This is a genomic window from Pseudonocardia sp. ICBG601, from assembly GCF_020496245.1.
Genome location: NZ_JAHLJA010000066.1, coordinates 1 through 23396, shown reverse-complemented (window position 1 = coordinate 23396; position 23396 = coordinate 1). Strand labels below are relative to the sequence as shown.

The 23396-nt window shown below is 64.3% G+C and carries 24 protein-coding genes and 3 pseudogenes; 16 read left to right on the top strand and 11 right to left on the bottom strand.

Annotated features, from left to right (window positions below):
* Nucleotides 1–24: 24 nt before the first annotated feature.
* The 3 genes and pseudogenes from KPL57_RS72430 to KPL57_RS72420 all read right to left on the bottom strand — a co-directional run.
* Complete coding sequence (locus KPL57_RS72430; protein WP_374203757.1) at nt 25–150, bottom strand: hypothetical protein; 126 nt, start codon at nt 148–150, stop codon at nt 25–27.
* Nucleotides 151–205: 55 nt separating this feature from the next.
* The gene (locus KPL57_RS72425) at nt 206–475 is read right to left on the bottom strand and encodes a hypothetical protein (RefSeq protein ID WP_374203756.1); all 270 of its coding nucleotides are present in this window, start codon (nt 473–475) and stop codon (nt 206–208) included.
* A 13-nt stretch (nt 476–488) separates the two neighbouring features.
* Nucleotides 489–728, bottom strand: a pseudogene (locus KPL57_RS72420) (ISAs1 family transposase); the annotation flags it as partial.
* A gap of 147 nt (nt 729–875) precedes the next feature.
* Between KPL57_RS72420 and KPL57_RS20550 the strand changes: the two are divergent.
* Nucleotides 876–2550: pseudogene (locus KPL57_RS20550) on the top strand (IS1634 family transposase).
* On the opposite strand, the gene KPL57_RS20545 reads toward KPL57_RS20550, so the two are convergent.
* The 3 genes and pseudogenes from KPL57_RS20545 to KPL57_RS20535 all read right to left on the bottom strand — a co-directional run bounded on the left by KPL57_RS20545 (nt 2547) and on the right by KPL57_RS20535 (nt 3678).
* Complete coding sequence (locus tag KPL57_RS20545) at nt 2547–2924, bottom strand: hypothetical protein (protein WP_226352817.1); 378 nt, start codon at nt 2922–2924, stop codon at nt 2547–2549. The pseudogene KPL57_RS20550 and the gene KPL57_RS20545 overlap by 4 nt on opposite strands.
* A 20-nt stretch (nt 2925–2944) precedes the next feature.
* Nucleotides 2945–3094, bottom strand: a pseudogene (locus KPL57_RS72415) (transposase family protein); the annotation flags it as partial.
* 368 nt (nt 3095–3462) lie between these two features.
* Entirely contained in the window at nt 3463–3678 is a 216-nt protein-coding gene (locus KPL57_RS20535; RefSeq protein WP_226352815.1) for a MerR family DNA-binding transcriptional regulator, read from the bottom strand.
* Between the two features lie 159 nt (nt 3679–3837).
* Between KPL57_RS20535 and KPL57_RS20530 the strand changes: the two genes are divergently transcribed.
* The 11 genes from KPL57_RS20530 to KPL57_RS20480 all read left to right on the top strand — a co-directional run bounded on the left by KPL57_RS20530 (nt 3838) and on the right by KPL57_RS20480 (nt 13697).
* The gene (locus KPL57_RS20530) at nt 3838–4779 is read left to right on the top strand and encodes a hypothetical protein (RefSeq protein ID WP_226352814.1); all 942 of its coding nucleotides are present in this window, start codon (nt 3838–3840) and stop codon (nt 4777–4779) included.
* 13 nt (nt 4780–4792) lie between these two features.
* A complete protein-coding gene (locus tag KPL57_RS20525; protein ID WP_226352813.1) occupies nt 4793–4963 on the top strand; it encodes a hypothetical protein in 171 nt (56 codons plus the stop codon).
* Nucleotides 4964–4965: 2 nt separating this feature from the next.
* Nucleotides 4966–5193 carry a hypothetical protein gene (locus KPL57_RS20520; protein ID WP_226352812.1) on the top strand — a complete coding sequence of 76 codons (228 nt, stop codon included), beginning with the start codon at nt 4966–4968 and terminating at the stop codon, nt 5191–5193.
* Between the two features lie 199 nt (nt 5194–5392).
* Nucleotides 5393–5698: a hypothetical protein gene (locus KPL57_RS20515; RefSeq protein WP_226352811.1), complete on the top strand. Its 306-nt coding sequence runs from the start codon at nt 5393–5395 to the stop codon at nt 5696–5698.
* Nucleotides 5695–5967, top strand: a complete 273-nt coding sequence (locus KPL57_RS20510) for a WhiB family transcriptional regulator (protein WP_226352810.1) — start codon at nt 5695–5697, stop codon at nt 5965–5967. Before KPL57_RS20515 ends, KPL57_RS20510 begins: the two co-directional genes overlap by 4 nt.
* Nucleotides 5968–6037: 70 nt before the next feature.
* Nucleotides 6038–6571, top strand: coding sequence for a hypothetical protein (locus tag KPL57_RS20505; RefSeq protein ID WP_226352809.1), 534 nt, complete (start codon nt 6038–6040; stop codon nt 6569–6571).
* On the top strand, nt 6568–7839 hold the full coding sequence (locus KPL57_RS20500; RefSeq protein WP_226352808.1) for a hypothetical protein: 1272 nt from the start codon (nt 6568–6570) through the stop codon (nt 7837–7839). The genes KPL57_RS20505 and KPL57_RS20500 overlap by 4 nt, the downstream gene beginning before the upstream one ends.
* 66 nt (nt 7840–7905) lie before the next feature.
* Nucleotides 7906–8397, top strand: coding sequence for a single-stranded DNA-binding protein (gene ssb / locus KPL57_RS20495; protein WP_226352807.1), 492 nt, complete (start codon nt 7906–7908; stop codon nt 8395–8397).
* A 768-nt stretch (nt 8398–9165) separates the two neighbouring features.
* On the top strand, nt 9166–12132 hold the full coding sequence (locus KPL57_RS20490; RefSeq protein WP_226352806.1) for a hypothetical protein: 2967 nt from the start codon (nt 9166–9168) through the stop codon (nt 12130–12132).
* Nucleotides 12132–12731 (top strand): hypothetical protein, encoded by a 600-nt coding sequence (locus tag KPL57_RS20485; RefSeq protein WP_226352805.1) that lies wholly within the window; start codon nt 12132–12134, stop codon nt 12729–12731. The genes KPL57_RS20490 and KPL57_RS20485 overlap by 1 nt, the downstream gene beginning before the upstream one ends.
* A gap of 162 nt (nt 12732–12893) precedes the next feature.
* Nucleotides 12894–13697, top strand: a complete 804-nt coding sequence (locus tag KPL57_RS20480) for a ParA family protein (protein ID WP_308252949.1) — start codon at nt 12894–12896, stop codon at nt 13695–13697.
* Between the two features lie 695 nt (nt 13698–14392).
* On the opposite strand, the gene KPL57_RS20475 is transcribed toward KPL57_RS20480, so the two are convergent.
* Both KPL57_RS20475 and KPL57_RS20470 read right to left on the bottom strand, forming a co-directional pair.
* A complete protein-coding gene (locus KPL57_RS20475; RefSeq protein ID WP_226352803.1) occupies nt 14393–14779 on the bottom strand; it encodes a hypothetical protein in 387 nt (128 codons plus the stop codon).
* Nucleotides 14780–14877: 98 nt separating this feature from the next.
* Nucleotides 14878–15279 carry a hypothetical protein gene (locus tag KPL57_RS20470; RefSeq protein ID WP_226352802.1) on the bottom strand — a complete coding sequence of 134 codons (402 nt, stop codon included), beginning with the start codon at nt 15277–15279 and terminating at the stop codon, nt 14878–14880.
* Between the two features lie 922 nt (nt 15280–16201).
* Between KPL57_RS20470 and KPL57_RS20465 the strand changes: the two genes are divergently transcribed.
* Both KPL57_RS20465 and KPL57_RS20460 read left to right on the top strand, forming a co-directional pair.
* Nucleotides 16202–16585: a transposase family protein gene (locus KPL57_RS20465; protein ID WP_226352801.1), complete on the top strand. Its 384-nt coding sequence runs from the start codon at nt 16202–16204 to the stop codon at nt 16583–16585.
* 409 nt (nt 16586–16994) lie between these two features.
* Nucleotides 16995–17723, top strand: a complete 729-nt coding sequence (locus tag KPL57_RS20460) for an ISAs1 family transposase (RefSeq protein ID WP_226352800.1) — start codon at nt 16995–16997, stop codon at nt 17721–17723.
* On the opposite strand, the gene KPL57_RS20455 is transcribed toward KPL57_RS20460, so the two are convergent.
* A complete protein-coding gene (locus KPL57_RS20455; protein WP_226350710.1) occupies nt 17632–19308 on the bottom strand; it encodes an IS1634 family transposase in 1677 nt (558 codons plus the stop codon). The genes KPL57_RS20460 and KPL57_RS20455 overlap by 92 nt on opposite strands.
* 117 nt (nt 19309–19425) lie before the next feature.
* On the opposite strand from KPL57_RS20455, the gene KPL57_RS20450 reads away from it, so the two are divergent.
* On the top strand, nt 19426–20154 hold the full coding sequence (locus KPL57_RS20450; protein ID WP_226352799.1) for an ISAs1 family transposase: 729 nt from the start codon (nt 19426–19428) through the stop codon (nt 20152–20154).
* Between the two features lie 20 nt (nt 20155–20174).
* Nucleotides 20175–20369, top strand: coding sequence for a hypothetical protein (locus KPL57_RS72410; RefSeq protein WP_374203755.1), 195 nt, complete (start codon nt 20175–20177; stop codon nt 20367–20369).
* A gap of 113 nt (nt 20370–20482) precedes the next feature.
* On the opposite strand, the gene KPL57_RS20440 is transcribed toward KPL57_RS72410, so the two are convergent.
* Together KPL57_RS20440 and KPL57_RS20435 are read right to left on the bottom strand one after the other, a co-directional pair.
* On the bottom strand, nt 20483–21067 hold the full coding sequence (locus KPL57_RS20440) for an ATP-binding cassette domain-containing protein (protein WP_226352798.1): 585 nt from the start codon (nt 21065–21067) through the stop codon (nt 20483–20485).
* 62 nt (nt 21068–21129) lie between these two features.
* Nucleotides 21130–23247: a hypothetical protein gene (locus KPL57_RS20435; RefSeq protein WP_226352797.1), complete on the bottom strand. Its 2118-nt coding sequence runs from the start codon at nt 23245–23247 to the stop codon at nt 21130–21132.
* Nucleotides 23248–23396: the final 149 nt, after the last annotated feature.

Here is a 23396-nt window from a genome sequence, read left to right as displayed (position 1 = left end):
GCATCCAGGGCCCCGGCAAAGTCGCTAGATGATCTTGTAGGTGGTCAGTGGTCGATGGGGGTCGCGGGCGTGGTGGCGGAGTGCTGCGGCGATGTTGCTGACGCCGTGCAGGCGTAGCGCGGTGATCGCGAGGTTCCGCAACGCCGACATGACCTGCGGGGCGTGACCGGTGTGGGCGGTGGCGCGGTCTTCGTCGAAGCAGACATCACGGACCCAGTGCAGGCGATTCTCGATCGACCAGTGCCCACGGATCCAGGCGGGCGAGCAGTCCTGGATCGGCGTCGGTGCTGGTCAGGCTGGTGATCGCGTAGGCGGTCTCGGTTCTCCACTTCCCGCCAGGCCGCAGTGGGCGACGCCGGCGCACCAGCTTGATCGCCTGGGATGCGTGGGGGAAGAACTCTGCGCCCAGGTCGGGACAGGGGTGCAGGCTGACCACGCTGATCGTGCGGGTCTCGACGCGGCCGGGCCGTGCCACGCCCGCGTTGACGATCAGCGACGCCGATCTGGGTCCAGGGCAGCGCCCGTACCCGTGCCAGCAGCGTGGGCTGGTTCGCTTTGATCGTCATCAGGTAGTGCCCGCCGCGGCGGTGTAGGTAGTCGGCGTGGGCTCGCTGGGTGTGCAGAGCGTCCGCGGTGACCAGTACATCGTCGAGGTCGAGGGGGTCGAGCAGCGCGGTGAACGCGGTGATCTCGCTGCCCTTCTCTGCGACCTGAACCTGGCCGAGCACGCCACCGCTGGTCTGGTCGAGCACCGACACCAGACCTGACTTTGGTCACCCGAGCCTGGTTTCGCAGCTTGTACTGCGCTGAGCTGCGGTGATGTGTTTGCGCGGGAGCGGTGTGAGGCACTAATTCGGTGCTCTACGCTCGGTCAGGTGGCGTGGGTGAGGCGGGTACGGACGGCCTCCGGGGCGACCGCGGTCCAGATCGCCGAGTCCGTGCAGGGCCATCGACGGATCGTGGCCCATGTCGGGTCAGCGCACACCGAGGCCGAGCTGGGCCTGCTGGTCGAGCAGGCCCGTGGGCTGATCGACGACGCTGCACAGCAGGCCCTGGATCTGGGCGTCGCGCCGTCACCCCGGCGGGCCGAGCTGATCGCGCCCACCGCGGCCGGCGGTGCCACGCAGGAGGGGCTGTTCGGCCAGATGCCGCGGCGCGCCCCGAGCACCACAACCCGGCGGGTGGGTGCGCCGCAGGTGATCACGACCGGGTCGCGGGTGCTGTTCGACATCCTCGCCGAGGTCTACGCGGGCCTCGGGTTCGCAGAGGTCGCTGATGACACGTTCCGCGACCTGGTGATCGCCCGGATCGTCGAGCCCACGTCCATCCTGGACACCGGTCGGGTGCTGGCCGGTCTGGGCGTCACCGCGGCGAGCGAAAAGACGATGCGCCGCACCCTGCTGCGCTGCACCGGGCGCAGCTACCGCGACGAGATCGCGAGGGCCTGCTTCACCCACGCCCGTGGCAGTGGGGATGTGTCGTTGTGTCTCTACGACGTCACCACCCTCTACTTCGAGGCGGAGAAGGAGGACGACCTGCGCAAGGTCGGGTTCTCCAAGGAACGCCGGGTCGACCCGCAGGTCGTCGTCGGGCTGCTGGTCGATCGCGCAGGGTTCCCCTCGAGATCGGCTGTTTCGAGGGCAACAAGACCGAGACCGCGACGATCCTGCCGATCATCGAGGCCTTCCGGGCCCGACACCAGCTGCCGGTCGAGCCGGGCGGGATGGTCGTGGTCGCCGACGCAGGGATGCTCTCGGCCGCGAACCTGCGCGACCTCGACGAGGCCGGCCTGCGGTTCATCGTCGGCTCCCGACTCACCAAGGCCCCGGTTGACCTGGAGTCGCACTTCCACTGGCACGGCGACGCCTTCGTCGACGGGCAGATCATCGACACCCTCACACCACGCGACCGCCGCACCGGGCGCAGCGAGAACAGCCCGAAGGTCAAGGCCGAGCCCGTCTGGAACCCCAACCAGCATCCGGGATCCTGGCGGGCGGTCTGGGCCTACTCCACGAAGCGGGCCGTCCGGGACCGGCGCACGTTGACCCTGCAGGAGAACCGGGCCCGCGAGGTCATCGCCGGCGAGAAGCCCGCGCGCACACCGCGGTTCGTCAAGGTCACCAACGGCTCCCGCGCCCTGGACGAGGCCTCCTTGGCTCGGGCATACCGGTTGGTCGGGTTGAAGGGCTACGTGACCAACATCCCGGCCGGCGGCGCAGCGGCCGGGGAGATCATCGGCGACTACCACGACCTCTGGCACGTCGAGCAGTCTTCCGGATGAGCAAAACCGACCTACGCGCCCGCCCGATGTTCCACCACCAACGCCAGTCCATCGAAGCGCACCTGACCATCGTGTTCACCGCCCTCGCAGTCGCCCGCGAGATCCAGAACCGCACCGGGCTCACCATCCGCAACGTCGTCCGCCAGCTCCGACCACTGCGCTCGGCCACCATCGCCATCAACGGCACCCAGCAGACCTTCCCGCCCGCCGTCCCCGCCGACAAACAGGCCCTCCTCGACGCGCTCCGTCAGCCCGCGGCGAAGCACTAAGACAAGTGACCGAAGTCAGGACCAGTACATCGTCGAGGTCGAGGGGGTCGAGCAGCGCGGTGAACGCGGTGATCTCGCTGCCCTTCCTCTGCGACCTGAACCTGGCCGAGCACGCCACCGCTGGTCTGGTCGAGCACCGACACCAGATGCGGGAGCCAGACCCTGCCGTCGGCGGCACGGACGCGGGCGCCGCGCAGGGTCTTGCCGTCCAAGGCCAGCACGCGGCGCTGTTCTCGCCGGGGTGTGCCCTCCGGGGCCGGCTGGGCGCTGAGCTGGGGCAACACCCAGGACTGCAACGCCGCCTCCAGCGCCGAGGCGTCGACCCGTTGCAGGACCCGGCGGATGGTCGACTCGTGCGGAGCGACCGCGCCCACCCGAGCACGTCAGCACGCGCGCGGCCGACGTCATGGGCGTACTCGGCGATCGCGGTGAACGACCGGGCCCCCGCCAACACCGCGCACGCCCCCAGTAGCAACACCGCGAGGACACCGTGGCGGACACCGCGTGGTTTCCGCGGGTCCGGCACTCGCGACAGGGCCTCCACCAGCGACAACCCCGCCGCCTCACCGACCGGCGCGGCTCTCCCCGCGTCAGGACCGACCTCCAGGCCTTCCAGAGCAGCAACGATCGGAGACACTGACACTGCGGACACAGGCTTCCTGACGTGAGCAAGGATTCGACACCCTCATGATCACGCCAAGCCTGTGTCCGCACCCACCCCCACCCCCCACGTCACCGCAGCTCAGGACCCACCCATCACGACTTTGCCGGGGCCCTGCCCCTGGCCTCACTCTGCACCTGTCACGTGCTCACGGAGTCTGGGTTGGGTGCTAGGCCCGCTGATGCCCGCTGATGCCTGATCCATGCCCGCTGACACCTGTCGAGCTGCCCGCTGGGTTCAGCGGATCGTCCCTAGTCATGAGCCCTCCGGTACGCGCGGCGTTCGGCCTTGATTCGCTGAACCTGCATGCGCAGGTCGGTCACGTTCCAGCGCAGGTGCCCACCCAGTGTCTCGTCCGCGGGAGTGACTAGTCCGGCGTCGGCCCAGCGGCGCAGCGTTTTCGGGTCGACACCGATCGCGCGCGCGGCTGCCCAAGTGCCGACCAGCAGCGTTTCGCGCTCTGTCATTCCCCAATGATGGCACGTCGATGCAGCAGTCGCCCCGGTTGCCCCGATTGCTCCAATTGGGTGTTGCCCCGGTTAACCCTGTTGCCCCGGTCGCCCTGGTCTGCGTACTGTCGTGCCCCGGTTGCCCCGGTTGCTTACGTAGATGAAGGGAGCCCGAAGATGGGCGAAGTCAAGGGGTCGCGCGGCTTCTACGCCGTCGCCGCCATGTCGCTGGCCGTGTCAGCGGATACGAGCTGGCGAGCATTCGGCCTGCTCGGCGTCACGGAGACGTGGGAGCGCGCGGCGCTGTTCCTCGTCGCTGAGGTCGCTCTTGTGGCATGCGGGGTGGCGATGCGGGCGGAGGTCCGCCGTACCGGTCATGCGGGCCCGGCGCGCTGGCTGGCCTGGACGATCTGCGCGGTGCTCGCGGTCGGTGCGGTGTGGCTCTCCGGCCCGGTCGGCGGGGCGCTGAGGGTGGCTCTGGGGCCCGTGCTCGGCGTCATGTGCCTGCATCTCGCCCTTGGGCTGGAGCTGCGCGCCCATCGGCCGGCTGTGACCGGTACGTGGGCCCGGGTCGCGGCGGAGCTGCGGGAGCGGGCCCTGTCCAGGATCGGGCTCGCGGACGACGGCCGGACCGCGTTGGCCCGTACTCGAGATCGGGCTGCCCGCCGCGCGGCCCGCCTGGCGCTGGCCGGGCGCAGCACGCCGTGGCGCCGCGCTCGTCTGGCTCGCGCGCTGCGCGCCTCCCACGTGGCGCACGACGAGACGATGCGGGCCCGTATGCTCGACGAGCTGGCCGCCGTCCGGCACGCGGGCGCGCTCCGGGCCCTCGACCAGCCCTCCCCCTGGGGCGTGCCCCTCGGCGGGGACCTCGGGTCACCCATCGCCGCGGCGGTTGAGGCGACGGCCGCCGACGCGGCCAGCGACGAGGCGGACGAGTGGGCATCTCTGCGCAAGTCTGACGCGATCCGCCGCGCGCTCACCGAGGCGCCGGACCAGTCGCCGCGGGAGATCACCCGATGGCTCGCCGCGCGCGGTGTGGAGGTCGCGCCGTCGCAGGTCACGGACACGGTCCGGCGCGACCGCGCGAAGACCCCGCCGGACCTCCGGATCGCGGGCTAGGAGGGCCGGGCAGATGCGGGTGACGAAGACGCGCTTTGACCAGCTCTGCGGTCGGGACCGGGTCGTGGCCCGACTCGCGGAGAGCGGGGCCGAACCGGAGCCCCTGTTCGAGATCCCCGGCCCGCGCACCGAGCGGGACGAGTCCGCGGATCGCGAGCTGACCAACAACGAAAAGGAGCAGTGATCATGTCCGGGTCAGTCGGAATCATCCTTGTGGTGCTAATCCTCGCCGGAGTCGCTTGTCTTCGGGGCGGAGCGGGTGGGATCGGCGCGTTCATGCTCCTCGGAGCCATCGTCCTGTTCATCACGACCCCGATGGGCGAAGGGCTCCCGCAGGCGACCGGTGACTTCTTCTCCTCGGTCAATTCGGTGACGACGTCCACCGTCAACCACGGCCACGGGGGCGGTTCCTGATGCCGCGCTGCATAGCCTGCCGGAAGTCCCTCCTGAAGTGTGGGTGCTGGTCCACCACTGAGACCAAGACCGCCCGGCCCGGGAAGCGGGGCAAGAACACGACCCGCAACGGGATCGAATGGTGCGGCCGGCGCTCGTGCCGCGTCCTGAACAACCGATGCAGCAACGTCCAGTGCTCCACACGACAGGAGGCGACCCGATGAGCCTCGACGTCGATTTCCGCCCGCGCCTGGTCGCCGTTGACCCGACTCCCGCACACGAGGCCCCGGAGGACGTGGCCGCGATGTGCGGGCGCCACGCCGACGACCTACGCCTGGTGCTCAACGACTCGATCCGCGTCGTCCAGCACCAGGCGGGCATCACGCAGACCGACCCGACTGCTGCCGCCCATGCCGCCGTTCTCGCTGGTTCGGGGTTGGAGATTGTCGCCAGTTCACTTGTCGATCTGCGTGCGCATCGATTTGACCGTGCTTGCGCACGACCTGTCAGGAGGTGTTCCGCATGAGTGACAGCCGGGACTCGTGGCACGGCGCTGCCTGCCGCAGCGTGCCCTACGACACGCATTACCCCACCGCTGAACCTGATTCGCCTGCGCACACCCGACAGGTTGCGCGCGCAAAGCGAGTATGTGAGGGGTGCCCGGTTCTCAGCGTGTGCCGTGAGCACGCACTCATCATCGGGGAGAAGTGGGGTGTCTGGGGTGGGCTGGACGAGCAGGAACGCCGCGCTATACGGCGCCGCAACCGTTGTACGGATCTACCGATCGCAAGCTGACACGACAAAGGTGTGCATGATCATGGGTAGTGGGCTTTGGGCGGGCGCGACCCGCGGCGAGGGAGTGCGGATGGGCGGGAAGGACCACGGTCTCATCGTTCTCATCGTCATCGTCACGGGGTTGCTCAAGCTGGTCTTCCGGTTCCTGACCGGGCGACCGATGCGCGGTGACCGCGCACGTAAGACCGATGCCGAATGGCGAAATGCCGGGATGCGGAAGCTGAGTCCGAACGGTCGCACCCCGGGTGCATGGGACTACCTGCCGGAGTGGAAGCGTGCGGTGATCCGGTGCGCGTGCTTGTGCGTCGCGAGTGCGTGCGCATGGGCGTGGGTGACGGGCTGGCGCTTCTTCGATTCGTCCGTGCAGACCCTCGTCACGCTGACGGCGGGCGTGATTGTGGCGGTGACGCTGTGGTGGTCGATCGTCACGATCGACTCCCGTGTGCGCGAGGCGAAGCACGAGCGCACCTTGCTGCGCCCGTTCCGGGTCGCGGTCGCGCCGCTGCTTCAGATGTCGCCTCGCGACGTCAACCTGTCCCTGCCCCGCGCGAGCCTGCGCAGCGTCCGCGCGGACGACGACCAGGACGACGAGGAGGTGGCATGACCACCGAGAAGATCGTCGCCACGCTGCAACTGCCGGATCATTTCCAGGGCACGGCGGAGCAGAAGAAGGCGGTGACTGCGCTCGCCAATGCTCGGCTGCCGTTCGAGGTGGAGGCGCGCTGGCGCACGACCAAGCACCCGTTCACGGTCGACTTCGTGCGGGTCGCGCAGTGCCCGCGGGTGGTGCCGTTCGGGTCGGTGAGGGATAAGGTCGAGGCGTGCAAGCCCGGCGAGATCCTGATCGGCCTCGATCGGCAGCGCAAGCCGTTCCACGGGAGCTTCCTCACCGATGACCCGCACTGGGGATTCGAGGTCGGGTCCCGGCGCGGAAAGAGCACGTTCCTGTCCCTGTCGGCGGCTCAAATCCTGCACCAGGACCCCGCTGCGGAGGCCACCGGAATCGACGTCAAGCGGGAATCCTTCAAGTCCCTGCTCGGAGTTCCCCGGTTCCACCTGCACAACGACCCGGCCGATATCGCGGCGATGTGGAACGGCATCCGTCGCGTCAAGGAACTCATGGATCGGCGATGCAACGAGCGGGCCGACGACCCGACCCTCGAATTTCCCTTCCACCTGCTCCTGATCGACGAACTGTCACAGTTCTCGGCTCAGTCCATGCAGTTGTGGCGCCAGATCAAGGAGAAGGGCGACCCGGCGCACCCGCCAGTGTGGGACGACATCGCCGCGATCATGTGGCAAGGTGCGGCGTTCCGCGTTCACATCGTGCTCGCCGGACAACGAATCGACCACCAGATCACCGGTGGAATCGGACTGATCACGAGCCTCGGGTTCCGCGGGCTCGCGGGATTCCGGCGGCAGCACTGGATGCGTCTCGTCGGAACGTTTCCGGTGCCACGGTCACGCCCGGAACGGGGTCGCTGGATCTATTCCGACGGCGAATCCGAGACGTGGGTTCAGAACATTTGGGCCACCGACGACGAAATCAAGCAGTGGGCCACAACTACTTCCCATGACACGGCGAACGAGGCCGCTGTCACTGGGCCAACCGACGGGAGTGGGAAGTGGGAACCGGGCACGTCGGCCGCCGAGGAATCGACGCAGCGCGGCACGGAGTGGGTGACGGGAAACGTGGACGCGGCCGCCTACCTGGGCATTCATCCGGAAACCTTCAGGAAGCGGCGACAGGCCCGCGAGATCCCGAACACACAACGGGTGGGACGGTCTCCCACATGGACCACTCAGAGCCTTGACGCGTGGGGTGCCATGTGGGAACAGGAAGCCTCCAACCAGCCCGCCGAAGTAGCCTGACCGACACAACAAGAAAACCAGGAAGTCAGCCCTTCAGAACCTTGCCAGGAAAGGAAACTGATCGGAATGTCCGGAGAGACCATCACCACCATCATCGGGCACCTCACGGCCGACCCCGAGCTGCGATTCACCGAGTCCGGTACTGCGGTCGCGAACTTCACCGTCGCATCGAATCCACGCACATTCGACCGGCAGACCGGTGAATGGCGCGATGGTGACCCACTGTTTCTGCGCTGCATTCTGTGGCGCGATCCCGCGGAAAACCTCGCCGAGTCCGCACGCAAGGGAGACCGACTGATAGTGCGCGGCCGACTCGTGCAGCGCTCGTTCGAGACCCGGGAAGGCGACAAGCGCACCGTGATCGAGATGCAGGCCGACGAGGTCGGCGCCTCGACCCAGTTCGCCACCGTCGTCATCACCAAGCGCGGTAGGAACGGCGGCGCGGGGCCGGTCGACCCGCGCACCGGGGAGACCGCCGATCGCAGAACCCGACCGACCCAGACCGAGAAGGCGCAGGGCGGCGACGAGGGGCAGGACGACGAGGAGGGGCCGTTCTGATGGGCGTGCACGGCCGCAAACGCCTCCCGCTCGCCCCCCTCGTGATCAATGCCGCGTCCACCGGATGGCTCCGGTGGCGGATCACATCGGTGACCGTGCGGCTCGGACCCTGGTCCTGGAACAGCCGCGCGGATCGCCAGCGTGTCGACCTGCCGGGGCCGTGGTCCTGGACAGGCAGGAGGCGGAACTGATGAACACACGATCCGACGTCGTCGGCGCGTCTGCCCCGACTCAGAGTCGTGTTCCGGTAGGAATGGCTCATGTCATATGGACCAACGCCACGTTGGGGGCCACGCAACCCCTGCAAGGTGCACTGGCCAGCCGAGCACCGGGCCCTCTACGAGGAGCGCGCGACCGCGCTCGGACTCAGCCTCAACGAGTATCTGATCCGACTGGTGGCCAAGGCTCATGGCTTCCCTGTGCCCGACCACGGGGAGCAGTTGGACCTCAGCGCCTAACCGACCCTGAACATGCGAGGACCCCCCGTCTCGTTTTGCGGCGCGTCGGGGGGTGCTCGACCGAACTTCCTCGTAGGAGGTCGCGCGTGCGACTGTACAGGCCGACGCCAGGCCAGGCGACGCAAACTAGGTGTGTTTCTACTACCGGCCCGCGGCGGTGGGCCCGGTGAGCGGGAAGGCCACGAGCAAAGCGGCATCGGCTGCTAGCACTGAGAAGAAGTCGCCGACGCGTCGGCGCCGCACGTCCGGCAGCGCCAGAGGGGCCGAGCCCGGGCGGCGGGTCTCGCGGGACCCGGAGCGGCCGGAGCTGGTGATCGAGTCCCCTGCCGGGTCCTTGCAGTGGCTCACCGCCTCGATGGGGGCCGGGCCGCTGTCGGGGGTGTTCCGGCGCGGCCACGACGTCGTGCACACCCCTCGCGTCGGTGAGGACGGGCACGTGCCGCCCCGCGACCCGGACGACGATGACGGGCCCGCGCAGGTCCGGCGTGTGACCGCCCGCCAGGTCGCCGCGCTGGTCGATCAGACGCACTCGTGCCGCGAGATCCGCTACGCCAAGGACGGCCTACCGCGCGAGGTCGACACGCTGTTCCCGCTGGAGGCGGCACAGCGGGCGGTGGACTCCCTGGACTACATGCGGTCGCTACGCCCACTGCGCGGTGTGACCCACGTGCCGACGCCGCGCCGGGACGGCACGATCATCGACCAGCCGGGCTACGACCCCGAGACCCGGCTGATCTTCCTGCCGCCGGACGGGCTGACCGTGCCGCCGGTCCCGCAGGAACCGACCGGCGCCGATGTCCGTGCAGCGGTCGGGCTGCTCTCACAGATGCTCGACGACTTCGCGTTCAAGTCCGAGGACGACCACGCCAACTACCTCGGGATGCTGCTGACCCCGCTGCTGCGGGAGATCTGCCCGCCGCCCTACAAGCTGGCCGCGATCGGTGCTCCGTCGCCGGGGTCGGGGAAGTCGCTGCTGTCCGACATCATGCGGACACTGCACGGGGGAGTGTTCCGCGCGGACACCCCCACCGACTCGGACGAGTGGCGCAAGTCCATCACCACGATCCTGGACACCACGACCGCGCCCGTGGTCGAGTTCGACAACGTGTCCGGGACGCTGAAGTCCCCGATTCTTGCCGGGCTGCTCACCTCGCCGGTCTGGTCGGATCGGCGACTCGGCGCGACCGAGACAGTGACCGCGAAGAACGATCGCACCTGGGTGGTCACCGGGAACAACATGTCACTCGGCGGAGACCTCGTCCGGCGCACCGTGCAGATCACCATCGACCCCGGCGTCCCGCACCCCGAGAAGCGGAACGACTTCACGATCACCGACCTGAAGAGCTGGGTCGCACAACACCGCGGCGAGCTGATCGGGGCCCTGCTCACGCTGATCAGGGCGTGGGTGGTCGCCGGGCGGCCTCTGCGCCGCAAGGCCGGAGCGGACTCCTACCGGGCGTGGATCGAGACCGTGGACGGGATCTTGGGGCACGCGGGCATCCCCGGCACGTTCGACGGCGCCGACTCGCAGCGGATCACCGTCGGAGACGACGACGAGGAATGGCGAGACTTCCTCGAAGCCGTTCACCAGCAGTTCGGGGAACGATCCTGGACGGTCAAGGAGCTGCTGACGCTGGTCTCCGAGGATCACCACATCGGGAACACCGAGTTCGACCAGGCGAACGCCGTACGGAGGCCGATCCCGCTCGACGCGCTCCCCGCCGAACTGGGCGAGAGGGTCGTGCGCGGGCGCCTCGGCGTCGGTGTCATCGCGAAGAGCCTGGGGCGGTGGCTGACCAACCGCGAAGGTAGATGGGCGGGCGAGAAGATCACCGTCCGCCGAGCGGGGAAGACCCGCGACAAGATCGGGATGTGGCGCATCGAGCACCTCGGCGAGGTCGAGGGCTACCTGGTACCAGTCAAAGCCGCCGTCGGGGGTCCAGAACCGTACGTCTCAAACCCGCCCCCCGTCGCGCCGCAGCCCCCCCCGACGCAGGCCCTCACACCATCGGTCACCGAGTGTGAGACCTGCCCGGTCCCCGGGCCCGCCTGTGGGTTCGGAGTGGTCCTCGACGAGGGCGAGGAGGAACCCTGTGTCCTGTGCGGGCACCCCACGTTGATCCGATCGCGGTGCGGCACCGCCCGGCACGCCACCCCGGACGGCTGCCCCCGCGGTGACGGTGACCGCACCCCGGTGCCGTCGCTTCCTCCTGGGCAGGACCCTGCCGACAACGACCAGGCCCCGACTTCGGCCGTGTTGCCCGAGCGACCCGCCGCGCGGTCGGGCCCGCATCGTGACTCGTCGGCGCGCACGTTCGCGCAGAAACGGCGACAGGAACAGACCGCGCGGCTGACAGCTGACACAGCCGCACTCTCCGACTGCGCCCCGCTGCGTGTGCTGCGAGCCCTTGAAGAGGAGTTCGCGCCGCGCCGCAAGGATGCCGAGGGTCGACTCCGCAAGCCGTTCTGGCGCCCGCCGCTGCCCGGGATTACCTGGGCTGCACATGTGATCAGCTCGTGGGCCTGGGAGCGCCCGTTCTCCGGGGAGGTCGTGTCCCTGGACCGCTCCGGCGCGTTCGTCGCAGCTGCGTCGTCGGTGCTCGTGGCACACGGCAGGTTGGAGCACACCGGCGAATGCGAGTTCGACTCACAGCGCGCAGGCTACTGGCAGGTCCAGGTCCATCCGTGGACCGAGCGAGGCGAGCTGCCCCATCCGCTGGCCGGGCACGGCAAGGCCACTGAGCTGTGGGTGCCGACACCCACCGCGGCGTTGCTGCGGGATCTTGCCGAGGAAGGCCGCTGGGCTGACCTGACGGTCCTCGATTCCTACACCGCCGCCGGTGTGCGGCTCTCGGACTGGACCGGCTACGTCAACGCGCTCCGCAAGGAGGCGATCACGACTTACGGTCGCGACTCGGACCAGTACGCGGCAGTCAAGACCGCGTTCGGGCAGGCGTTGTCCCTGATGCTGGGCACCCCAACCAGCGGGAACACCCGCGAGTGGCGCGCCGCAGCGCAACGCCCGGACTGGACGCACACGATCCAGGCGCAGGCGTCGGCGACTCTGTGGCGGTGGGCGGACGACTGCCGCAAGCTCGCACCGGAGCTCGCTCCGGTCGCGCTGGCGAACGTGGACGAGCTGGTGATCCCGGCCGACGCCCTCGAGGTCGTGACCACCACCCCGCGACCCGGAGGCCGCGCTCCCCTTCAGATCGACCCGGACGGCGTCGCGCTCGGCAGCTTCAAGGCAAAGGCGCGCGAGACCCGGGAAACCTGATGGCCAGCAAGAACACAGGCCCGGCGACTCCTTACACCGATGCAGAGGAAGCTGCGCTAGAAGCGGCGTTTGAGCATGCCTGGAGGGCGTATCAGGCGGGGGAGGAGCAGATACCGGAGCGGATGACCGTCTATGGCGCTCGCGTGGAGTGGGCCGGGGTCGAGACCCAGCGGGCAGCGGTGCGGCTCGACCGGCTTAACCTGGACCGGGCCGGCGCGGCACTGTCGGCGGTGAAGCAAGCGAACGCCCGCGCCGCGCAGGGTGAGGCCACCAGCTACACCGCGACCGGCTGGCACGCTCAACTCCGGGCCCTGACCGGCACCGCGCGCGGGTCTGAGCTGGCCGACCGTGCCGGGCTCAACCCGTCCGGACGCACCCTGCGCGCGTGGCTGGCCGAAGACCGGCCCCCGAACGCGGCGAACCAGCGCGCCATCGCCGAAGCGTACTCGGGGCTGCGCACCTACGGCCGTGACCACGCACAGGCTGCCGCACGCGCAGCGCGACACGATGCCGTGGAGGCGATCAATGATGCGGTACGCAACCGATACGGCGCTGACGTGCGGTTCCGCGATGTCGACCGCATCGAGTTCCACAACTGACCACCAGGCCACGCACGCCGACAGTGGTAGCGACTTACAGGAACGGGAACGTCATACCTGGTAAGGCGTGTGCGATCACGCGATCACACGGCCACGCGATTACTCAACTATGGGGTGGTCACGTGATCGCACACTCGCTACGCTGGGACTATGGCTACGTCAGTGGTTGTCCTGTCCGGCAAAGGGGGCACCGCTAAGACCCTGTGGCAGACGCTCATAGCTGGCGAGGCGTCCCGCGAAGGATTACGGGTACTGCTGGTCGACGTCGACCCCGAGCGCAACCTGTCCAACCGGTTCGACGCTCCCGCACACGTCCCGGGGCTCGCCGGAGTGCTCACCGACGCCGGGGTGACCTCCGGCGAGTCCAACGCGGAGAAGGGTGCCGCCCGCATCGACTCGGAAATCATCCCGACCCGCTGGCCGGGCGTGGACCTACTCCCGGCAGGCGCGTCGCTGACCGGAATCGCGCAGGTGGCGATCCCGGACCTCTGGCTGTTGCGTGACATCGCCGAGGCGGCCGGGTTCGGGCGCCGTTGGGATCTCGTGCTCTACGACACCGGTGGTCGGACTGGCGCGCTCACCACGTGCGCGATGTACGCCGCAGACGTGGCCTACGCCCCGATCACCGCTACCACCGACGCCATCCGCAAAGCAGGAGAGGCCCGGGACCGGGTCGAGAAGATCCAGCGGTCGCACCGGCTCCGGTGGGCCGGTGTCGTATTGACCGGATTCGACATCCGGATCAACGTGCAGGCCGTCATCCGGGAAGAGGCCATCACGCAGTTCGGCGACCAAGTGCGTGCCGAGCTGCCACGTCGCGCCGCTGTCGACGAGGCGTTTCAAGTGGGCTGGCGGCTCGGCGACCGGCGCGACCCGGAAATCACCGCCCTCGCCGACATCCTGCGCGGCTTCCTGCTGCGCGACCTCATGCGCCGCCGTTCAACTCACAAGACAGGGGAACCCTAATGACCGCAAAGAACCGACTCCGCGAGCAGATGCAGCGCCCACAGGCTATTGACCCCGACACCCCCGCACCGCCGCCTGAGAATGCCAAGGAGGCGCCGAAGCCCACGCGGAAGCGCTCCACCCGCACGACCGCCGAGAAGCCCGCAGCGGCTACTACAGCACCCACCGAGACGCCCGCTCAGGAGCGACCGTCACGCGCACAGGTTCTCGCGCCACCCTCCGCCAAGGTTGCACGCCGGATCGGGCTCTACCTCCACGACGAGGACTACCGCACGCTCAAAACCGCAGAACTAGACGACCGAGCCGACCCCCAAGACCGCATGCGAGCAATGCTCGCCCTCTATCGACACAACACCCGATACCGCACCGCTGTCGACCGCCTCGCACGCACCGCACCAAAAGGAACCGGTCGCGCCTGAAAGAAGATCCTCGGGAGGTCATCTCTTGAAGCGGTGCTCAGGACAAACTCAACACTCGGACATATCGCAGTCCCCACAGCGCCCCTCTGAAGGGGCTACACACATCGACGCGACCGACGCCAGATCGCGTGCCCCTGGGACTGTCCTAGGTTGCGAACCTAGGACAGTCCCAGGGTCCTTCCCCAGTTCAAAGCCATCCTGGGACACCTGGGACGAGGCACCCTCAGACAGTAGAGGAACTTGTTTCAGTAAATTCACTGAATAATAGCATAATAACTAGCCGTCAGCGATTTTTTCCTGCAGATCCGCGTCAATCTCAACCAGAACTGGAACCTCCCTCAATCGTTCAACGGAAACATCAACACCATATCGCTTAAGCTTCTGGCGAATCGTTTCCCAGTCTTGAGCCTCCCCCGTCCTTTCTGCATCATCAGGCAAAAGAAAATCGATAGCGTCCTCTCGCAGTTCCAGCCTGGTCAAAGATGAGAGCGCAGCACTAGATGATTTGCCACCAGTAGTTTGCGACCAACCATGCTTCCGAACTTGTATCGTGCGATAATCTCCAATCCTTGCGTATTCGACGATAACAAAGTGCAGCGTCCAGCCTGGAACACCACCAGCATAAGAGACTTGAACAATCAATGTTTGAACTTCAGTGGACATATGAGGTTAATTATCCGTTGCTAGAATAATTAAGCGCGTCACCAACTGAGCACTCCAACACAACTTCTCCCGCCTCGCCTCATGCACTAACAACCCTGTCAGCCGGCCCGAAATTTAACGATTAAACTTTTCAGCTCTTTATCAATATTGACAACAACTGGGATCTTCTTTAATTCCTCAACTGTAACGTCAATGTCATGCTGCCTTAGTCTGCGCTGAATCATTTCCCATGCTTGAGCTTCTCCGGTCTTCTCTGTATCGTCAGGTAATAGATGGTTTATGGCGCCCTGCTTTAGTTCCATTAACTCCAGTGCCATTGATTGACGCCCTACTGATTGAGCCCAGCCATGCTTCCTGACTTGAATGGTGCGCAAATCTTCAGTGCGTGCGTATTCAACTATTTCTACGAATACTGTTTCGGGTGGAGAGCCACCCCTATAGTATACGTGGACGATAAAGTTGCCTATCTTTACAGCGCTAAAGTTGCCTGCATCAGCCATCTGCGCAGCTAAGTGTGGTTCCATTAGAGTACTTAGAGGCTGTGCCACCACTCGGGGTGTGAATGACTGCCCATGCCTTCCAGGAAACCCGCTTAGGGGCCATGCAGTGAACTCGTGCGGTCGCACGCTTGCCTCCTCCACCTCCGGGGCGAACTGTTGCAAACCCCATAATCCCCCGCGACCTCCAGATGTGATCACTGAAATAGGCCTGGAGGTGGATAGCAATTGTTCCGCGCTTATCGCGACACCTCCCTGATGTCCAGGTTCCGTGACTGGATAGCTGCCCGGAGCCATCACTTGAAATGTGGGGCGTGTCAGCCCACAGCCCTGGCCGACAATTCAGCAGATATGTGAGAGCCTCCGAGTCGCTGGCTGCAATCTCGCTACCGTCAGGCGATGACAACTCAGACTCGGGGGCAACAGTCTCAAAAGGCTCCCCTAGGACTGACGCCGCAGGCTCAGGCGTCGAGACACGCTCGCCCAAAGGCGAGGGAACGAGCGGTGCATCAGCCACCGGGACAGGATCAGCAGGCGGCACAACGTCCGCTGCCTCCGCTGACACGGCCACTCCCACAGCGAGAGCTGCAGCAGTAGCTACGACCACAGCCTGACGAACAGGCGACGATAAAGGCACGGCAAACTCTTCTCGTAGGCTCCACTAACTTTAAGCCAAGCTAGCCTAGCCGTGCGAAGAAGACTAATGGCGTGCACAAGGTGTGGCAAGGCGCACAAAGTAACGCTATCCCAAAGAATTCCTCTTGAGCCCTTTACCTGAAACCTTCTTTCTTCGCCTCCGAGACATAGAGGCTTATTCAGGGCCCGTGAAATAACGATTTAGCCCGGCGTGTCGGGTTGGGCGACAGCCCGTCCATCGCGAAGATTAATTTGCCGAATCAATCCAAGATGAACGGGTTGTCGCAGTATGTACTATACCACTGGCTTTCGGCGTGATGAGATTCAGGATCTTGCCGCTCTGGTGCATGAGCAGGATCAGCGGAACGCGACTGGCCTGCGACGGCCTTGGCCGCCGATTCTGGGATTGTTCTGGTCGGTGGTGATCACGTTGGCGTATCTGCGCGGGAATCGTGTGCAGTGGGAGTTGGCGGAAACCTACGGGGTGTCGCAGTCGACGGTCAGTCGAGCGATCGCGGGGGTGACACCGTTGCTGGCGCAGGCACTGCGGAGTGTCGTTCCGACGGCGGAGGAGCTTCGTGCCGATCGGCAGTACATCATCGACGGAACCCTGCTGCCCTGCTGGTCATGGACCGCCGTACCAGGTCTGTGGTTCTTGCATAACGACGACTGAGCCTTTCCCGACCTGTTTTCGCTGGTCAGGAGCTTGAGGCGCGTGGCTTGCCCTGAGGTGGGTGGGGCTCCTGGTAGACGGATAGGTGTCGAGTAACCGTCTGACCAGGAGCCCCGCGTGTTGTCCTACCCATCCGGGATGTCGATGTCCACCCAGGGCCCCGGCAAAGTCGTTAGATGATCTTGTGGCGAGCCGTGACAAGCGGCGCAGCTGCGCCGCCGCTCGGCGCTATAGCTGGTCCCGGGCAGGTGCAGCGCGGCAATCAGAAGGCCGCGTGGGGCGACTACCGCCGCCTATCGCGACTTTGCCGGGGCCCTGGGGGGTGGGGGTGGGTGCGGACACAGGCTTGGCGTGATCATGAGGGTGTCGAATCCTTGCTCACGTCAGGAAGCCTGTGTCCGCAGTGTCAGTGTCTCCGATCGTTGCTGCTCTGGAAGGCCTGGAGGTCGGTCCTGACGCGGGGAGAGCCGCGCCGGTCGGTGAGGCGGCGGGGTTGTCGCTGGTGGAGGCCCTGTCGCGAGTGCCGGACCCGCGGAAACCACGCGGTGTCCGCCACGGTGTCCTCGCGGTGTTGCTACTGGGGGCGTGCGCGGTGTTGGCGGGGGCCCGGTCGTTCACCGCGATCGCCGAGTACGCCCATGACGTCGGCCGCGCCGTGCTGGACGTGCTCGGGGTGGGCGCGGTCGCTCCGCACGAGTCGACCATCCGCCGGGTCCTGCAACGGGTCGACGCCTCGGCGCTGGAGGCGGCGTTGCAGTCCTGGGTGTTGCCCCAGCTCAGCGCCCAGCCGGCCCCGGAGGGCACACCCCGGCGAGAACAGCGCCGCGTGCTGGCCTTGGACGGCAAGACCCTGCGCGGCGCCCGCGTCCGTGCCGCCGACGGCAGGGTCTGGCTCCCGCATCTGGTGTCGGTGCTCGACCAGACCAGCGGTGGCGTGCTCGGCCAGGTTCAGGTCGCAGAGAAGGGCAGCGAGATCACCGCGTTCACCGCGCTGCTCGACCCCCTCGACCTCGACGATGTACTGGTCCTGACTTCGGTCACTTGTCTTAGTGCTTCGCCGCGGGCTGACGGAGCGCGTCGAGGAGGGCCTGTTTGTCGGCGGGGACGGCGGGCGGGAAGGTCTGCTGGGTGCCGTTGATGGCGATGGTGGCCGAGCGCAGTGGTCGGAGCTGGCGGACGACGTTGCGGATGGTGAGCCCGGTGCGGTTCTGGATCTCGCGGGCGACTGCGAGGGCGGTGAACACGATGGTCAGGTGCGCTTCGATGGACTGGCGTTGGTGGTGGAACATCGGGCGGGCGCGTAGGTCGGTTTTGCTCATCCGGAAGGACTGCTCGACGTGCCAGAGGTCGTGGTAGTCGCCGATGATCTCCCCGGCCGCTGCGCCGCCGGCCGGGATGTTGGTCACGTAGCCCTTCAACCCGACCAACCGGTATGCCCGAGCCAAGGAGGCCTCGTCCAGGGCGCGGGAGCCGTTGGTGACCTTGACGAACCGCGGTGTGCGCGCGGGCTTCTCGCCGGCGATGACCTCGCGGGCCCGGTTCTCCTGCAGGGTCAACGTGCGCCGGTCCCGGACGGCCCGCTTCGTGGAGTAGGCCCAGACCGCCCGCCAGGATCCCGGATGCTGGTTGGGGTTCCAGACGGGCTCGGCCTTGACCTTCGGGCTGTTCTCGCTGCGCCCGGTGCGGCGGTCGCGTGGTGTGAGGGTGTCGATGATCTGCCCGTCGACGAAGGCGTCGCCGTGCCAGTGGAAGTGCGACTCCAGGTCAACCGGGGCCTTGGTGAGTCGGGAGCCGACGATGAACCGCAGGCCGGCCTCGTCGAGGTCGCGCAGGTTCGCGGCCGAGAGCATCCCTGCGTCGGCGACCACGACCATCCCGCCCGGCTCGACCGGCAGCTGGTGTCGGGCCCGGAAGGCCTCGATGATCGGCAGGATCGTCGCGGTCTCGGTCTTGTTGCCCTCGAAACAGCCGATCTCGAGGGGGAACCCTGCGCGATCGACCAGCAGCCCGACGACGACCTGCGGGTCGACCCGGCGTTCCTTGGAGAACCCGACCTTGCGCAGGTCGTCCTCCTTCTCCGCCTCGAAGTAGAGGGTGGTGACGTCGTAGAGACACAACGACACATCCCCACTGCCACGGGCGTGGGTGAAGCAGGCCCTCGCGATCTCGTCGCGGTAGCTGCGCCCGGTGCAGCGCAGCAGGGTGCGGCGCATCGTCTTTTCGCTCGCCGCGGTGACGCCCAGACCGGCCAGCACCCGACCGGTGTCCAGGATGGACGTGGGCTCGACGATCCGGGCGATCACCAGGTCGCGGAACGTGTCATCAGCGACCTCTGCGAACCCGAGGCCCGCGTAGACCTCGGCGAGGATGTCGAACAGCACCCGCGACCCGGTCGTGATCACCTGCGGCGCACCCACCCGCCGGGTTGTGGTGCTCGGGGCGCGCCGCGGCATCTGGCCGAACAGCCCCTCCTGCGTGGCACCGCCGGCCGCGGTGGGCGCGATCAGCTCGGCCCGCCGGGGTGACGGCGCGACGCCCAGATCCAGGGCCTGCTGTGCAGCGTCGTCGATCAGCCCACGGGCCTGCTCGACCAGCAGGCCCAGCTCGGCCTCGGTGTGCGCTGACCCGACATGGGCCACGATCCGTCGATGGCCCTGCACGGACTCGGCGATCTGGACCGCGGTCGCCCCGGAGGCCGTCCGTACCCGCCTCACCCACGCCACCTGACCGAGCGTAGAGCACCGAATTAGTGCCTCACACCGCTCCCGCGCAAACACATCACCGCAGCTCAGCGCAGTACAAGCTGCGAAACCAGGCTCGGGTGACCAAAGTCAGGTCTGGTGTCGGTGCTCGACCAGACCAGCGGTGGCGTGCTCGGCCAGGTTCAGGTCGCAGAGAAGGGCAGCGAGATCACCGCGTTCACCGCGCTGCTCGACCCCCTCGACCTCGACGATGTACTGGTCACCGCGGACGCTCTGCACACCCAGCGAGCCCACGCCGACTACCTACACCGCCGCGGCGGGCACTACCTGATGACGATCAAAGCGAACCAGCCCACGCTGCTGGCACGGGTACGGGCGCTGCCCTGGACCCAGATCGGCGTCGCTGATCGTCAACGCGGGCGTGGGCACGGCCGCGTCGAGACCCGCACGATCAGCGTGGTCAGCCTGCACCCCTGTCCCGACCTGGGCGCAGAGTTCTTCCCCCACGCATCCCAGGCGATCAAGCTGGTGCGCCGGCGTCGCCCACTGCGGCCTGGCGGGAAGTGGAGAACCGAGACCGCCTACGCGATCACCAGCCTGACCAGCACCGACGCCGATCCAGGACTGCTCGCCCGCTGGATCCGTGGGCACTGGTCGATCGAGAATCGCCTGCACTGGGTCCGTGATGTCTGCTTCGACGAAGACCGCGCCACCGCCCACACCGGTCACGCCCCGCAGGTCATGTCGGCGTTGCGGAACCTCGCGATCACCGCGCTACGCCTGCACGGCGTCAGCAACATCGCCGCAGCACTCCGCCACCACGCCCGCGACCCCCATCGACCACTGACCACCTACAAGATCATCTAGCGACTTTGCCGGGGCCCTGGATGTCCACCCGCACGGTTCGTGTCCTGGCCGGGCTGCTGCGCGGGCACCGTCGCCGGATCGGGACCCGGTGGCGTCGACTGACCCCGGCCCGCCAGGCCCTGCTCGTGCTCGCGCTCCGCAAGATTCGCTCCAGCCCCTCACAAGCCGGCCAGCTCGTCACAGCGATCCAGACCCTCATGATCACAACCACCTGACCAGCACAAACGTCAGGTTGAAAAGGCTCACTGTCTCAAGCCCCGTAGTTCCCCGCGCCCTCCAAAAGTAATCAATCCGTGATTGTATTGGCACTGCTGAGGCAGTATTGAAATCAAATTCTATGATTTCGCGAATTGAGGGGCATTTCATATTCGATGTCTGCGCAGGCCCGGATCTGATTGCTGTGCGTTGCCGCAATAATTGATGCGCCACCCGCACTGAGTTCATTCATGACGTCGATAACCATATGAGTGTTATCGTTGTCGAGTGCTGATGTTGGTTCATCAAGGAGTACAATTGAAGGATTTTTTATTAGCAGCTGAGCGAGAGCTATCCGTTGCTGTTCTCCTCCGCTGAGGTGGTAGATTTTCTCCTTCTGTATGCCCGCCAGACCTACACGTTCAAGGACTTCCTCTTCGGATTTTAGACCCCCTTGCCGTCTGGTGCGCACCAACCGAAGATTTTTCGATACAGTCTCGTTCTCCACTAGCGCAGGGGTCTGCAGTAGATAGCCAATGTTGTGGCGTCGATACTTTAGTCTGGCTCGATATCCGAGTTTAGTCGCGTCGATCTCACCACCGTATACAATTCGCCCGCTAGTTGGCTGCTGAAGGAGGCCAAGACAGTTGAGTAGTGTTGTCTTGCCTGAGCCGCTCAATCCAGAAATTGCCGCGATGCACCCGTCATCAATAGACATACTAAAATCAGACCACAGGGTCCTAGGGCCGAGAACTTTTCTCAAACCCTCAACACGAATCATTATCTAATCCACTCCTTGCTATAAAATAAAGGGATGGTTCTAGCTGCAACCATGCGACGATGTGCAGCGTACAGAAGTGCAATGAACAGTACGGTCATCACTCCGGATGTGCTCATCATGGGAATCAACCGCCACCAGTCAGGAGCTAGAGCTGATGGGGGTGGAGGAATACTAGCGTTGAGATACTCGGCAACTTTATGACCCCGATTCAAGTTGTCTAGATATGTCCAGGACAAGATACCTAGGGGGATAATAACAACTTCACAAGTAAGCATGCGCCAGTGCGTTCTCCAAAAAGTTCGACCAAGGATGTGTTCTACGAGAATAGTGGAGCTACTTCTCCGCGTATATGTTAAGTAGTATGTGGCTGTAGCTAGAAGTGAAGCCACGATTGACAGCCCTAGGGCTGTTCCCCTGGAAACGAATTGATTAACTTCTGCTAGGTAGTTGTCGCCAAGCAGTCCCTGAAGTGGGATCATCCCTAGAATATTGCCTGTAAAGAGCCCTTTCTCTTTCGAAAAAATTATATCACGCGAAAGCAGCACTATGCCATTATAGCTAGCATGTGCAGCCAAGCTTTCATCGAAGATTAACGGCGAGCCATTGGGGAGCGCGATTACTACTGGATCTTGAATTATTGGCCGATTTGCGGCGGGACTGTCAAGGTCGCTATTATTGCTAGCGTAAGCAAATATATTTTGACCATTTGCCGACACTAGCTGTTGAATATGTGGCACAGGCACCCCGTCGGGTAATGCTTCAGGAGTAAACCATTTTGAAACCATATTTAAAATTTCCTCAGTATGAGGGGCTAGACGCTCGGGAATAACTACATTAATTGTATCCTTTGGCGTTGAGCCAATGCGGATTTTATCCTGAGTGAAGATCGGATTCTTGGCTAGAAATGTATCATTTACGTGAATTATTTCTGTACCGCCCGATGGAGTCGATACTGAAAGCCCATTCTCAAGAAGTCCTCGTTTTACGATAATAATCCGGCCCTGATTGTCTAATTCCCGCAGCCATTTTCCAGTTTTTTCAAAGTCGCGATTACTCTCTTTCTCTGTTCGGTATCCAGAAAATGTAATATTGGCTAATCCTTCCATCTCCGGAATGTATGGTAGAGCACTATTTCTGTTTGACATTCCTGTATAACTATCGAATACTCCAAGCAAAGCAGTCACAGTGAGTAAAATGGTACAAATCCTTAGTGGGTATAGCGTTATTATTGCCCAACTTAAGTTAATTTTTCCTTTCAGAGCGCTTGTCACTGAGGCGGAGCTAGCAATGACCACCACCATGCAGTAGACCGTTATCTGAACAGCAAATATTAATGCGCCAATAAATACAGAAAGGCGAATAAATGTGTAAATCTGGTTCCATTTATTATACCAAAATAAAAATGCAGAGCTGAGTACTGCAAACAAAAATAAAGTAAGTATTAAGAACTTGGCTAAAACGCGCATATCTCGATAGACTATCCCCGGTAGTGTTATTCCATGCAGGCGCCATATGGCATATCTTTTAACATTAAGTAGCACCGAACCCACAGTTAGAGCGGCCAGTCCAGCGAGTAATGAACTGAATAACTCTATTGAGTTTAACGTGTAGCTTATGACCGCTAGCCATAGTGGATGCGATGGGCTCTGCGTGCCGAACAAGCCTAACTCTTCAAGTCGTGACATTAGATCTGATGCTGCATCATCTGACCCAATAACTTGATAACCAGCCCGAGGGTCTAGGACATTTTCTGTCTCGAAAAGATTGACGGCCAGGTCCGCCTTAGGGGATTGCCCAAATGGCGCTAAATAGTCTTGTGCCCATTTCGCTTGTTCTGCTCCGGCCTCACTGGGCATGACATGAACATTACGAAGTCGATCCCCATTGTAAAAGCTCTCATCAACTCGAATAATATTGACGTGGTATTGCCTAGCAACAGCTTCTAAGACTGTTACGACCTGAGGCCATGCAACATTATTTCGGTCGTCAAATATCTCTACTAGTGCGCTGTCGAGAGAAACTTCGTTATTGTCTAGCTCTTTGGTTATTAGAAATCCTGACAATGTGCTAATGATCAAAATAAGGGTAATTGTGAGCTTAAGTCCGAAATATTTCATGTGGGATTCTACTACTCTCTAGGCGTTCAGGTGTGTCAGTTAGCGGCGAGCTGCTGAACTTTTCTAAATAAATCTCAAGCTTAGCCTGCAGGGTAAAGTGTATTTTGCGCCGCAGTGAGTCGTTCCTGGCCTGTTTCCCCTGGTCGGAG

Bases quoted from the DNA above. Each gene is read 5' to 3' on its own strand.
- KPL57_RS20535 (WP_226352815.1), bottom strand. From the start codon at position 3,678: ATGACAGAGCGCGAAACGCTGCTGGTCGGCACTTGGGCAGCCGCGCGC.
- KPL57_RS72430 (WP_374203757.1), bottom strand. From the start codon at position 150: ATGTCGGCGTTGCGGAACCTCGCGATCACCGCGCTACGCCTGCACGGC.
- KPL57_RS20440 (WP_226352798.1), bottom strand. From the start codon at position 21,067: ATGTCTATTGATGACGGGTGCATCGCGGCAATTTCTGGATTGAGCGGC.
- KPL57_RS20475 (WP_226352803.1), bottom strand. From the start codon at position 14,779: ATGTCCACTGAAGTTCAAACATTGATTGTTCAAGTCTCTTATGCTGGT.
- KPL57_RS20505 (WP_226352809.1), top strand. From the start codon at position 6,038: ATGGGCGGGAAGGACCACGGTCTCATCGTTCTCATCGTCATCGTCACG.
- KPL57_RS20500 (WP_226352808.1), top strand. From the start codon at position 6,568: ATGACCACCGAGAAGATCGTCGCCACGCTGCAACTGCCGGATCATTTC.
- KPL57_RS72410 (WP_374203755.1), top strand. From the start codon at position 20,175: ATGTCCACCCGCACGGTTCGTGTCCTGGCCGGGCTGCTGCGCGGGCAC.
- KPL57_RS20520 (WP_226352812.1), top strand. From the start codon at position 4,966: ATGTCCGGGTCAGTCGGAATCATCCTTGTGGTGCTAATCCTCGCCGGA.
- KPL57_RS20530 (WP_226352814.1), top strand. From the start codon at position 3,838: ATGGGCGAAGTCAAGGGGTCGCGCGGCTTCTACGCCGTCGCCGCCATG.
- KPL57_RS20470 (WP_226352802.1), bottom strand. From the start codon at position 15,279: ATGGCTGATGCAGGCAACTTTAGCGCTGTAAAGATAGGCAACTTTATC.
- ssb (WP_226352807.1), top strand. From the start codon at position 7,906: ATGTCCGGAGAGACCATCACCACCATCATCGGGCACCTCACGGCCGAC.
- KPL57_RS20435 (WP_226352797.1), bottom strand. From the start codon at position 23,247: ATGAAATATTTCGGACTTAAGCTCACAATTACCCTTATTTTGATCATT.
- KPL57_RS20525 (WP_226352813.1), top strand. From the start codon at position 4,793: ATGCGGGTGACGAAGACGCGCTTTGACCAGCTCTGCGGTCGGGACCGG.
- KPL57_RS20515 (WP_226352811.1), top strand. From the start codon at position 5,393: ATGAGCCTCGACGTCGATTTCCGCCCGCGCCTGGTCGCCGTTGACCCG.
- KPL57_RS20485 (WP_226352805.1), top strand. From the start codon at position 12,132: ATGGCCAGCAAGAACACAGGCCCGGCGACTCCTTACACCGATGCAGAG.
- KPL57_RS20465 (WP_226352801.1), top strand. From the start codon at position 16,202: ATGTACTATACCACTGGCTTTCGGCGTGATGAGATTCAGGATCTTGCC.
- KPL57_RS20510 (WP_226352810.1), top strand. From the start codon at position 5,695: ATGAGTGACAGCCGGGACTCGTGGCACGGCGCTGCCTGCCGCAGCGTG.